Source organism: Marinitoga sp. 1137, assembly GCF_001941525.1.
Lineage (GTDB): Bacteria > Thermotogota > Thermotogae > Petrotogales > Petrotogaceae > Marinitoga > Marinitoga piezophila.
Map to the genome: position 1 here is coordinate 664,076 of NZ_CP009471.1, position 12,708 is coordinate 676,783.

The window sequence follows — 12,708 nt, forward strand, 5'->3', positions numbered from 1 at the left end:
CTCTAATTATTTCTTTTTAACATTTTATTATATCATACTATTCTTTACTCCCAAATTCCAATACCTTTAATATGTTTCCTTTTCTGAGATACAAAAATTTGTCCATATAATATACAGCAAAAGTCTCTGCATCAAATATTTCAAAGGTTATAACATCTATATTGTCAAAAATAACTTTTACTTTATATATGGAATTTTTTTTATTTTGAAGAATTTTCCCTATCTTTTCTGAAGAATATATTTGAAGCGATGTATTTATTGTATTATATATTTCCATTATTAGCTTCTCATCATTTATTAAAGCACCATTTAATTTATCAAAAAAAATTATTTTAGCCCTATTGTCAAAAAGTAATTTTGAAATATTTGAAATGTTGAATAATTTTTCTTTCAATATCTCCTTAAAGAATTCTATATCTTCATCTGAACCATATATATATTTTCCAATTTTAAGGTCTTTATTAACCAAAAAATCTTTTTTTGAACCATCGAGAAAAAAGATACTTCCAATTATTGTCAAATTAGGATTATTAGAACTTTCTATATATTTATATACAGGAAGTTCTGAAATTCTTCGCCATACATTTAAAATAATCTCCGGCTCTGTAATCTCACATTGAGGCAAATAATCAATCTTAAACGTTATTTTTATTGGTGTTGAAGACATATATTTTTTTAATACTTCATTTGAATCATTTATAAAATAAACTTTATCAAATACTCTATTTAATGAAATAACGCCCCAAAAACCTATAAAAATCGTTATAAATAAAAATATTATTATATATTTTTTTATGGTTTTATTCATTATCTTTGCACCTCTTTTTATCAAGCGGAAACTTTAATACTATTTTTGTTCCGGTATTCGAAGACTCCATTTGAATTTCACCATTATGCTTTGCCATAATCTCTTTTGAAATTGTCAGTCCAAGACCAAAGCTGTTTTTCCCTTTTGACGAAATAAATGGCTGAAAAATTTCTTTTTTTATTTTTTCATCGATACCAATTCCATTATCTGATATTACCAGACAATAATAATTTAACTCTTTATAAGATGAGATAAATATTTCTGTACATTTACTATGTTTAATTGAATTATCCAGAATATTTAATAAAACCTCTTTTATCTTGAGATAATCTATACATAATAATTCTTCTTTAAAATTTTTTATTATTTTAATACCAAACTTTTTAAATCTTGGATTCAATAAAGAGATAACATCATTTATAAGTTCCTCGATTCTTATAAATGAAAATTCAAAATCAAATGAATTTTTGTTTATTTTAGAAAGATATAATACTTCTTCTACCATATCTAAAAGTCTATGTCCTTCTGAAAGGATATAATCTAAGGATTTATTTATATCTTCTTTGTTTTTTAATCTTTTTACTAATTCAGCATGTCCTAATATAGAGGTTATGGGTGTTTTTAATTCATGAGTTACGTTATCTATAAACATTTTTTGTTTTTCTTTTTCTTCTTTCAAAGAATATATATATTTTTCAAGGTTTTCTGCCATTTTATTAAATGAATTAACAAGTGAATTTATTTCATCATTGCTTTTTATATATATTCTTGAGTCAAAATTACCATTTGCTATTTTTTCTGTTTCTAACTTTAATTTTTTTATTGGCCTTACTATACTGTTAGAAAAATAATAATTCAATAATATAACAAAAATTATAGCTATGAAATCAAGAAATATAAGCTTTCTAGCTATAGAATTTATTATTCTAAATTCATTATTCATTGGATATATAAATCTGATAACCCCTATTACCTCATTTTTAAATAATATGGGTGAGGAAAAGAAAAGAATTTTTTCTTTTCCATATTTTTTTATTATATAATTTTTCATATTATTTGATGCATAATGTATATCCTGATAAACAAAATACTTTTTATTTGAAAAAGCAGTATCAAATAACAGTCTTTTTTTGTTATTATACAATTGAACCCGAAGATTGTATTTATTAGAGATATAATCGGCAAGAAATGGCGAGAGTTCTTCAAGTTGAAAATATACATCTTCAAAACTGAAATTTTTTAATGTATCCATTATATATATCTGTGATTCCTGACTATTTTTTATCATTTTTTTTATTACATTATCCAGAATGTTATTCTGAAAAATATTCAGAATAACAAAAAATATAATTAATAATATGGTAAATGTGAGAGAAATATTCAAAAATAATATCTCATTTCTAATGCTATTCTTCATTTGAAATTTCAAATTTATAACCAACTCCATATAAAGATTTTATTAAATATCCACATATGCCTATCTTCTTTCTTATTCTTTGAACAGTCATATCTACAGCTCTTGTGTCTATAGATGAATCAAACCCCCAGATTTTTTCCAATATAGCATTTCTTGATAAAACTTTGTTTGTATTTTTTACAAGCAAATAGAATAATTCAAATTCTTTCTTTGTAAAATATATTTCCTTTGAATCTATTAATACCTTTCTTTCATCAGGATAAATTAAAATTTTATTCCTCACATTAAGAGCTGTTTTATCATCATTAGAAAATCTTGATTTTTTTATTCTTTTTAATATATTTCTTATTCTTAATATCAATTCTTTGCTGTCAAATGGTTTTGTAATATAATCATCCGCCCCTAATTCCAGACCTAATAATTTATCATTTTGATTATTTTTAGCAGTTAAAATAATAATTGGAATATTATAATCCATATTTTGCAACTCTTTTAAAACCTCAAATCCATCAATATCAGGAAGCATTAAATCCAATATAACAAGATCTGGCATTTCGCTTTTAAACAAATTTATCCCATCTTCTCCTCTTTCTGAGGAAATAACTTCAAAATCTTCTAAAATAAGATTCATTTTAATAAGATCAAGAATGCTTTTTTCATCTTCAATTATAAGTATTTTCATTATATCCCCCCATTTTTTAACAAAAATATCCCCCATCTTTTTGAAAATGGGGGATATTTAATACTTAAATAAATTTTTCTGTCTTAAGAAAATCTTTCATAAAATCTATAAATGATTGTCCAAGATTTGGATCAAACTTCTTTCCAAGATTAAACTCAATATAATTTAAAGCTTCTTCCGGAGATAAAATTCCAAAATGTTCAGAAGTCGCTGTGTGAGTGGCCCAATCAAACCAATCAACAATTCCTATTAAACGTGCATGATATGGAATTTCTTCACCTTTTAGGTGATCTGGAAATCCTGTTCCATTCCAGAACTCATGGTGAGATCTTACTACATCCATGGCATACCAGAGTTCTTTTCTATTTCCTAAAAATACAGAACCTGCTACTGTATGTTCTAAATCCCATTGTTCTAAATCAAAAACCCTTGTTTTTGAAAATAGCATTAATTGTTCAATACCAATTCTTCCTACATCGTGTAACATAGCTACATCATATATTAATTCAATTTCTTCAGGATCTTTTTTCATATATTCCGCCCATTTTTTTGAATAAAATGCTACACGTTGTGTATGACTCATACTTGTCTTTTTATCTTCAACTTCAAGAAGTACTATTAAATTTTTTATAAACTCTGCAACCTCTTTTCTTTTTTCTTCAAGCAAATATAAAAGTTCAAATGGAGCTTCCTCAAATGAATCAGATAACATACTCAATAAGAGAAGTTGAAATGCCTTTTCAGAATTTGGAATTGATTTCGGAAACCTTTCATCATTAATTAACTGTATTTCTTTATCTTTTATCAAAATGTAGGGCATCTCACATTCCATCTGCTTATCGGAAATTCTTATAACCGTATTTTTAGGGGTATCTACATATTCAAATAAAAATTTATTTAAAACCTTTCTACTTAATCCTGTAGGATCGTAGATTTTATGTTTTTCGAATCCCATCTTCATGCCTCCATTCAAAAAAAATGTTATTTCTATATAATTATACCATATTTATGTTTTTTAAGCATAAATACTTGACAAAATCATCTTTAAAATATATAATTATTTCGTCAATATTCTTGCCGGTGTAGCTCAACGGTAGAGCGGCTCATTCGTAATGAGTAGGTTGGGGGTTCGATTCCCTTCACCGGCTCCAGAATCTCCTGTATTAAAACAGGAGATTTTTTTGTTTTTTTCATTATAATAATTCTTTTTTGTATATCATTTTCCTGAGTTAATTTTATGTTATAATTAATTTTGAAATGGAGTGATTTTATGAAAATTGAATTTAAAGTATTAAAATTTATTAGAAAATATAATATGTATTCTCCGGGAGATAGGGTATTATTAGGGGTTTCCGGCGGACGTGATTCAATGGTAATGCTTGATATAATGGATAAATTAAAAGATATTTTGAAAATAGAGATAGGAGTTGCGCACTTTAATCATTCGCTCAGAAAAGAAGCAGATTCTGAAGAAGATTTTGTAAAAAGTGAAGTATTAAAAAGAAAAATTACATTTTATTCTAAAAAAGAAGATGTTAAAAACTATGCAAAAACGCATAAAATTGGCATTGAAGAGGCTGCAAGAACTTTAAGATATAATTATTTTAGGGAAATTTTAAAAAAAGAAAAATATAATAAAATAGCTATAGCTCATTATTCCAGAGATTTAAGCGAAACTGTAGTTTATAGACTGATAAAAGGTACAGGAATATATGGCATTGGAGGATTGCTTCCCATAAACGAAAATGTTACACGCCCGATATTAATTTTAAATTTTGAAAATCTCGAAAAATATGTTACAATTAACAATGTTAACTATGTAATTGATCAGTCGAATTTTGATACAAAATATACCCGAAATAAAATAAGGCATAAAATCCTTCCTTATTTCAAAGAAATAAATGAAGAATACGAAAATGCAATATTTAGATTTGCTGAAATAACATGGGAATACAGGAATTTCGTAGAAAATATCTTTAATTCGCGAGTTGAAATAAAAGAAAACATTTACATTCTTTCTTTAGAAAATGACTTTATTGACAATGAAATTCTAAGGCTTATTTTTTTAAAATTAAACAAGTTACCACCTTCAAAAGAAGAAACAGAAAAATTATTAAAAATGAAATCAAAAGGAAAAAGAAAAATCAACGGATTAATAATAATAAAGAATAAAGATAAGTTAGAGATATCAAAGGAGGTAAATTCTCTTGGCGGAAAATAAGAATAATGATGGAAAAAATTTCAAAAAGCATATAGGAATTATTTCTGTATATTTAGTAATTGGTCTGATTATATTCTTTATTATAAAAGGTATGTCAGTTGATACAACAAATCTTACTATTAGTTACACACAGTTTTTAGATCTCGTTGATAACCATAAAGTTTCAAAGGTAATTGTTGAAGATACAGGTAAAGTAAAAATAAAAACTATTGATGGTCAGAATTATGAACTTTTTGCTCCAGTTGTTTTAAAAGATAACGACTTTATTGATAAACTCATTCAAAATAAAGTGGAAGTTGATTTCAAACAGGATGTAACTTCTGGATGGATATATGGAATTTTAAGCTATGTAGTTCCATTTGTAATACTAATATTCCTGTGGATGATAATGTTAAGACCTCTTACCGGTAGAGGACCACAGGGAATGAACTTTACAAAAAGTCCTGCAAGAAAATATGATCCAGAAAAGGAAAGAGTTACATTTGATGATGTTGCTGGTGTTGACGAAGCAAAAGAAGAATTACAGGATATAGTAAAGTTTTTAAAAAATCCACAATCATTTAACAAACTTGGAGCAAGAATGCCAAAGGGAATTTTACTTGTTGGACCTCCTGGTACAGGTAAAACATTGGTTGCAAGAGCTGTGGCAGGAGAAGCCAGAGTACCTTTCTTTTATATAAGTGGTTCCGATTTTGTTGAATTATTTGTTGGTGTTGGTGCTGCAAGAGTTAGGGATTTATTCTCTCAGGCTAAAGCTAATGCTCCAGCAATTATATTTATTGATGAAATAGATGCCGTCGGTCGTCAAAGAGGCGCAGGACTTGGTGGCGGCCACGATGAAAGAGAACAGACACTTAACCAATTACTTGTTGAAATGGACGGTTTTGATCCAAGATCAGGTATAATTATAATGGCTGCTACAAACAGACCGGATATTTTAGATAAGGCATTATTAAGACCTGGAAGATTTGATAAAAAAGTTGTCCTTGATATGCCTGATGTAAAAGGAAGAGCTCAAATATTAAAAATACATATGAGAGGAAAACCTATTTCTCCAGATATTGATGTTGATGTACTTGCAAGAAGAACTCCAGGATTTTCAGGTGCAGATCTTGAAAATCTTATTAATGAAGCGGCATTACTTTCTGCAAGAAAGGGTAAAAAGATTATTGAAATGGAAGAAATGGAAGAGGCTATTGATAGAATAATTGCAGGTCCAGCAAGAAAAAGCAGGGTAATATCTGAAAAAACCAGAAAGATTATTGCCTATCATGAATTAGGTCATGCTATAGTTGGTGCATTATTGCCAAATGCAGATCCAGTCCATAAGGTTACAATAGTTCCAAGAGGTCATCAGGCTTTAGGTTTTACATTGCAATTACCTCTTGAAGATAGATATTTAATGACAAAAGAAGAGATATTGGATAGAATAACAGGTATTTTAGGCGGAAGAGCTGCAGAAGAACTTGTATTTAATCAAATAACAAGCGGAGCAGCAAATGATCTCCAGAAAGCTACAGAATATGCAAGAATTATGGTTTTAAAATTTGGAATGAGTGAAAGACTTGGTCCAGTAGCCTGGGGTGCTGAAGAAGAAGAAGTATTCCTTGGTAAAGAATTAGCAAAAATGAAAAACTACAGTGAAGAAACCGCTAGCGAAATAGACAATGAAGTAAAAAGAATTATTATAGAGTCTTATGAAAAAGCAAAAAAGATTTTATCTGACAATAGAGATAAACTTGATTCTATTGCTGCAATATTGCTTGAAAAGGAAACATTAAGCGGTGAAGAATTAAACGAGTTATTGGGTGTATCAAATTCCAAAAATGAAGATTCACCTATTGAAGATTCCGAGGGGGTGGAAAACGATGGAGGTGATCTGGAAAGAAGTTAAGGAATTAGAGGGGAAAGAATTTAACTACTCTTTTTCCGTTAATGATGAAAGCTTCTTATGGTCTGAAAAAGAAGAGTTTAAAGATTTTCATCTATTATCAACAACAGCATTATTAGAAGAGGTTTTTAGGGCTTCTACAGAAATAGTCAGTCCTTTAATTCCTGAACATGTAATGGTTGTATCCTCGGCTAAAATAAATCATATCGCTCCAACACCATATGGTTTTAAAGTATATATGAAAATAAAGATTGTATATGTAAAGGGAAATAAGATAAAATTCTTTGTAGAAGTTTTTGATGAAATGGAAAAAATTGCAGAAGTAGAATTTAAACGTGTAATAGTCAACAGCAAAGCTTTAAAAAGAAGAACAAACGACAAATCAACAAAATTAATGTAAATTTTCAATATTCGAAGGGAGGAAATTAAAATGGGTAAAAAGGTTATTATGATCATTGAAGATGATCCAGCAATTTCCGAAATGCTGAATTTTAATTTAACAAAGGAAGGTTATGATGTTGTATTAGCTTCAGATGCAGATGAAGCAGTAAAGGTAATAGAAGAAAAGGATGTAGACTTTTTCATAGTTGATATTATGTTACCTGGTTCAATGGATGGATTTGATTTCATAAGAACAATAAAGAGCAATGAAAAATTCAAAAATGCACCTGTTCTTATTTTAAGTGCAAAAGATGATCCAGCTGATAAAGTTGCTGGACTTGAACTCGGAAGTGATGACTACGTAACAAAACCTTTTAACGTAAGAGAATTAATTGCAAGAATTAAATCAATTTTCAGAAGACAACAACAGGCAATGCAAATAAAAGAAGAAGGTCCAAAGAAGATTATTGCAAAGGATCTTGAAATTGATACAGAAAGATATGAAGTTCTTATTAGAGGTAACCCTGTTGAATTAACACCTCTTGAATTTGAATTATTGACCTTCCTCGCTAAAAACGAAGGAAAAGTATTCAGCAGAGATGTATTATTGGATAAATTATGGGGTTATGACTATTTTGGAGACACAAGAACAGTTGACGTACATATAAGAAGATTAAGAACAAAAATCGAAGAAGATCCTTCAAATCCAAAATACATAATTACAGTTAGAGGAAAAGGTTATAAATTCAGAGATCCTGGAAAGGAAAAATTAGACTAATAAAAAACTAAAAGCGGCAGAAGGATTTCTGTCGCTTTTTTGAAATAGGTGATAAAATGGTGACATACTTTTTATTAATATCCATTTTTTTGGTTGTACTATATTATGTTGTAACCGCATATATGTCTTTAAAAAAAGAAACTTCGAAATTAAAATCATCTATATCAAGAGTATTATCAATCAGTGCCAGCGATCCTGCCACTGAATTTTTGGTACATTCTCTTGAAGAAAAGATAAAAGACTTAAATAAAAAAATGGATATAGAAAAAAGAAAAAGAAAAAATATCTATTCTATTTTGAATAATATCTCTGAAGCTATAATGCTCGTCTTTTATAATGAAAGTTCTGATAGATTAATACTTGATTATGCCAACAAAGGAGCTCAAAATCTTTTCATAACTTCTGATTTTTTAGGGAAAACGTTATCAGAAATCCTTGAAGATCATACACTTATAGACTTAATTTTAAAAAGTTATAGAAAAAATGAGAACTTAAAGGAAGAGATCATTATATATAGCCCTAAAAAATCTTTCTTTAATTGCGAGATAAAAAAAGTAACTTTAGATACAGAACATGAACAAAACTATAGAATAGTTATTTTACGAGATATCACGAAAGAAAAGGAACTCGATTTAATGAGAAGAGAATTTCTCACCGTTATGTCACACGAATTAAAAACACCACTTACTGCTATACATGGATATGCAGAAACATTGCTTATGAGCGATGAAAATATGTCTCCACAGGCAATTAGATTTTTGAGAATAATTGAAGATGAATCTTCAAGACTAACAAGATTAATTAATGATTTACAGGATATAAGTCGTCTTGAAAGAAAGGACTATGAATATCATTTCAAAGAATTAAATATTTCCAATTTAATAAAAAAGGTATATATGATATTTGAATCTCTGGTAAAAGATATGGATGTAAAACTTTATCTTGATATAGAAAAGGAATTAATTATTACCGGTGATGAAGACAGGCTTATGCAAGTTGCCTACAATATTCTCGATAATGCTGTGAAATTTACCTATATAAAAGAAAATGGTCCAAAAGAAATATTTATTAGATTGTATTCTGGAAAAGAAGATGAAATAATATTCGAAGTTGAAGATACAGGTATTGGAATTCCAGAAAGAGAAAGGAATAAAATATTTAATCTATTCTATAGAGTTGATAAATCAAGATCAAGACAAATTCCAGGAACCGGTATAGGATTGTATATTGTAAAACAAATACTTGAAAAACATAGAGCATATATTGAAGTAGATAGTGAAGAACAACAGGGTACGTTAATAAAGATTATATTTAAAGGGAGGAGTTTAAATGAGACCAGTAGACATAATTCATAAAAAAAGAAATGGTGGAATTAATACAAAAGAAGAAATAGAATTTATGGTAAATGGATATGTAGATGGAAGCATTCCAGATTATCAGATTTCTGCATGGCTAATGGCAATATATTTTAATGGAATGAATAAGGAAGAAAGATATTATCTTACCATGACCATGAGAAATAGCGGGGATATAATAGACTTATCAGGAATTGAAGGAATTAAAATTGATAAACATTCTACCGGTGGTGTAGGAGATAAAACAACTCTTGCTGTAGGACCGCTTGTAGCTTCTGCTGGATTAAAGGTATCAAAACTTTCAGGAAGAGGGCTTGGTCATACTGGTGGAACTATAGATAAGTTAGAATCCATACCTGGATTTAAAACAGCTATCTCAAAAGATGAATTCTTTAAAATTGCCAATGAAGTAGGAATGGTTGTTGCTGGCCAGACAGGAAATATTGCACCAGCAGATAAAAAATTATATGCATTAAGAGACGTTACAGATACTGTAGATGAAATTTCATTGATTTCTGCAAGTATAATGAGTAAAAAACTTGCTGTAAATTCTGATGGGATTGTTTTAGATGTAAAAACTGGAAGTGGAGCTTTCATGAAAAATCTTGATGATGCCGTTGCTCTTGCAAAATCAATGGTTGAAATTGCTGAGCTCAATAATAGAAAAATAGTTGCTGTTGTAACAAATATGGATCAACCACTTGGTGAAATGGTTGGTAATTCCCTTGAAGTATGGGAAGCAATAGAAACATTAAAAGGAAATGGTCCTGAAGATTTCACTGAATTATGTCTTGAACTTGCCGCAAGCATGATTGACCTTGCAGGTATATATGAATATAAAGAAGCAAGAAAAATATTAGAAGAAAACATCAAAAATGGAAAAGCTTTAGAAATTATGAGAAAATGGATAAAAGCTCAAGGTGGAGACGAAAGAGTAGTTGACAATCCAGAAGAAATATTGCCTATTTCAAAAAATATCGTTGAATTCAAAGCAGAAAAATCTGGATATGTATCACATATAGATGCAGAAAAAGTTGGAATTGCTTCAATGGTGTTAGGTGCTGGAAGAAAGAAAAAAGAAGATGAAATAGATTATTCAGTTGGAATAAAGGTTATGAAGAAATTAGGTGCAAAGGTTGAAAAAGGAGATACTATTGCTTTATTATATGTATCAGATAAAAGTAATGTAGAAGAATCGCTTGAATTAATGAAAGAAGCATACGAAATTACAGACAATCCTCCAACAGAACATAAAATGAAATTAATATATGAAAAAATTTCAGGAGGTAAATAATGCCTAAAAAATTGCTTTTTATATTAAGCATTTTATTATTTGCTATTATTTCATATGGAAAAATAATTTATGTTGATTTAACAAAAGAATCTACAGAATTAAATTATATTACATTTTCCAATAACAAATATCTTGAGGTTGAAGAGATTTCCAAAATCTTCAACCTCAAGAAAAGTCCTTCTAAAAACATTATCTATCTCATCAGACATATTGGAAGTAAAATGGATGTTCTTGAACTAAATTTAATAAACGGAACTGTTAGAATCAATTTTAATATTAATGATTCTTTTGCATCTGCAGTGTTAAAAAACAATGATCAATATTATCTTCTTGTTGATGCTTTTGTGAAATTTATGGGATATCAAAAATTCGATTATAATGGAAATACTTATATTTATGCTTCTATTCCTCGAATAATAAAGATAGACTATTCGGTAAATAAAATTATCTTCTCAGTGAGTCATATAGTACATAAAGAAATGGTAATAAAAAATAAAAACGGTATAGTAATAGTTCCAGCTATTAATGAATATTCTGTTCCATCAGATATTAACTTTAAAATGCTGGGAGATAATGTTGTTGAATATGAAATAAAAGATTTTAATAATTATGATATTCAAATTTCAGGAAGAAGTATAATCTTAACTTTAAATCAGAAGAACAATAATTCTCCTGAAAATATTAAAACTGTCAATTCAAGTAATAATGTAGTTGAGAAAAAAAATATCGAAAACAATATCAACGAAAAAACTGAAAATAAAAATGATATTGAAACCAAAGAAAATGATTTAGTAAATAATTCTAACACCATAAATGAAAATAAAAAAGCAAACAATAATAACGCAAGTGAGGAAAAAAACTCTAAAAAATTGCAAATTGATACAAAACTTTTAAAAGTGGAAAATAAAATGATAGACTTAAACGGTCGAATTGTTCCTGTGCATATCGCCACAATTAATCCAAAAGAATTAGAAATAAAGGTTATGTTCAACAATCTTGGAAATCCTGAAGACGCTGAAAAATATTTAAATGAAGAAAATCCATTAGTTGCAATTAATGCTGGATATTTTGATGTTTCAACTCTGGAACCAATAGGAAAAATAATTACAGATGGAAAAATTCAGCACATTTCTTCATATTATAGACCATGCTTTATTGTTGATGAATATGGAGTTCCGTATATAAAAAAGGTAAATATGGAATACACAATATACATAAGAGGTGTCCCATTCTGGATAAAAGCTATAAATACAGCATGGAAAGGGGATGTAAAGCTATATACCAGTGCATATAAAGGAAAAATAAAAGAAAGTGAAGATGATTATTTATTCCTTTTAATAGAAAATGATTATATTGTATATATTGGTAAAAAAAGACCCATAAATAATCAAAAATTATTATTAATTGAAAGAAAATACCTGAAGTACATAAAAGATGTCGCAGAAGGAGATGAAGTAATATTTGATATAGATATAAATCAAAATATTGCTATAAAAGAGTTAATTGAAAGCGGACCGTTACTTAAAAGTAATGATATAATGCCAGAAGCGATGAAAGAAGAGAAATTAGCCTATTCATGGAGCATTATTAACCGAAAAACACCTCGAACGATAGTTGCAATTAATAACGATGATATGGTATTATTTATTGTAGTAGATGGATACATGGAATCAAATCCTGGAATAAATTATGACGAAGCAATATTGCTCCTTGAAAAAATAGGAAATATAAAACAGGCTATGATGCTTGATGGGGGAAGTTCTTCTATATTCTATTACAACGGGTCCATCTTAAATTATCGATCAGAAAACTGGAGAAGTAAAATACCTGCTTTTTTAGGGGTATTTAAAAAAGATAGATAAAGATTACTACAGTGGGGGT

The 12,708-nt window shown here is 28.4% G+C and carries 11 protein-coding genes and 1 tRNA gene; 8 read left to right on the forward strand and 4 right to left on the reverse strand.

The window, feature by feature from the left end; all coding sequences use genetic code 11:
• Window positions 1-37: 37 nt before the first annotated feature.
• The 4 genes from LN42_RS03350 to LN42_RS03365 all read right to left on the reverse strand — a co-directional run bounded on the left by LN42_RS03350 (window position 38) and on the right by LN42_RS03365 (window position 3,862).
• The gene (locus LN42_RS03350) at window positions 38-808 is read right to left on the reverse strand and encodes a DUF3919 family protein (protein ID WP_014296111.1); all 771 of its coding nucleotides are present in this window, start codon (window positions 806-808) and stop codon (window positions 38-40) included.
• Window positions 801-2,237, reverse strand: coding sequence for a HAMP domain-containing sensor histidine kinase (locus LN42_RS03355; RefSeq protein ID WP_175421113.1), 1,437 nt, complete (start codon window positions 2,235-2,237; stop codon window positions 801-803). Before LN42_RS03355 ends, LN42_RS03350 begins: the two co-directional genes overlap by 8 nt.
• Window positions 2,215-2,907, reverse strand: coding sequence for a response regulator transcription factor (locus tag LN42_RS03360; protein WP_075780364.1), 693 nt, complete (start codon window positions 2,905-2,907; stop codon window positions 2,215-2,217). Before LN42_RS03360 ends, LN42_RS03355 begins: the two co-directional genes overlap by 23 nt.
• Window positions 2,908-2,971: 64 nt before the next feature.
• On the reverse strand, window positions 2,972-3,862 hold the full coding sequence (locus tag LN42_RS03365; RefSeq protein ID WP_014296114.1) for an HD-GYP domain-containing protein: 891 nt from the start codon (window positions 3,860-3,862) through the stop codon (window positions 2,972-2,974).
• Window positions 3,863-3,983: 121 nt separating this feature from the next.
• On the opposite strand from LN42_RS03365, the gene LN42_RS03370 reads away from it, so the two are divergent.
• The 8 genes from LN42_RS03370 to LN42_RS03405 all read left to right on the forward strand — a co-directional run bounded on the left by LN42_RS03370 (window position 3,984) and on the right by LN42_RS03405 (window position 12,689).
• Window positions 3,984-4,058: transfer RNA gene (locus LN42_RS03370), tRNA-Thr, on the forward strand.
• Window positions 4,059-4,177: 119 nt separating this feature from the next.
• Complete coding sequence (gene tilS / locus LN42_RS03375) at window positions 4,178-5,128, forward strand: tRNA lysidine(34) synthetase TilS (protein ID WP_014296115.1); 951 nt, start codon at window positions 4,178-4,180, stop codon at window positions 5,126-5,128.
• Entirely contained in the window at window positions 5,115-7,022 is a 1,908-nt protein-coding gene (ftsH, locus tag LN42_RS03380; protein WP_075780365.1) for an ATP-dependent zinc metalloprotease FtsH, read from the forward strand. The genes tilS and ftsH overlap by 14 nt, the downstream gene beginning before the upstream one ends.
• The gene (locus LN42_RS03385; RefSeq protein WP_014296117.1) at window positions 6,997-7,419 is read left to right on the forward strand and encodes a thioesterase family protein; all 423 of its coding nucleotides are present in this window, start codon (window positions 6,997-6,999) and stop codon (window positions 7,417-7,419) included. Before ftsH ends, LN42_RS03385 begins: the two co-directional genes overlap by 26 nt.
• 30 nt (window positions 7,420-7,449) lie before the next feature.
• The gene (locus LN42_RS03390) at window positions 7,450-8,178 is read left to right on the forward strand and encodes a response regulator transcription factor (RefSeq protein WP_014296118.1); all 729 of its coding nucleotides are present in this window, start codon (window positions 7,450-7,452) and stop codon (window positions 8,176-8,178) included.
• A gap of 59 nt (window positions 8,179-8,237) precedes the next feature.
• Window positions 8,238-9,533, forward strand: a complete 1,296-nt coding sequence (locus LN42_RS03395) for a cell wall metabolism sensor histidine kinase WalK (protein WP_041638465.1) — start codon at window positions 8,238-8,240, stop codon at window positions 9,531-9,533.
• A complete protein-coding gene (locus LN42_RS03400; RefSeq protein ID WP_014296120.1) occupies window positions 9,508-10,827 on the forward strand; it encodes a pyrimidine-nucleoside phosphorylase in 1,320 nt (439 codons plus the stop codon). Before LN42_RS03395 ends, LN42_RS03400 begins: the two co-directional genes overlap by 26 nt.
• A complete protein-coding gene (locus tag LN42_RS03405; protein ID WP_014296121.1) occupies window positions 10,827-12,689 on the forward strand; it encodes a phosphodiester glycosidase family protein in 1,863 nt (620 codons plus the stop codon). Before LN42_RS03400 ends, LN42_RS03405 begins: the two co-directional genes overlap by 1 nt.
• Window positions 12,690-12,708 lie beyond the last annotated feature (19 nt).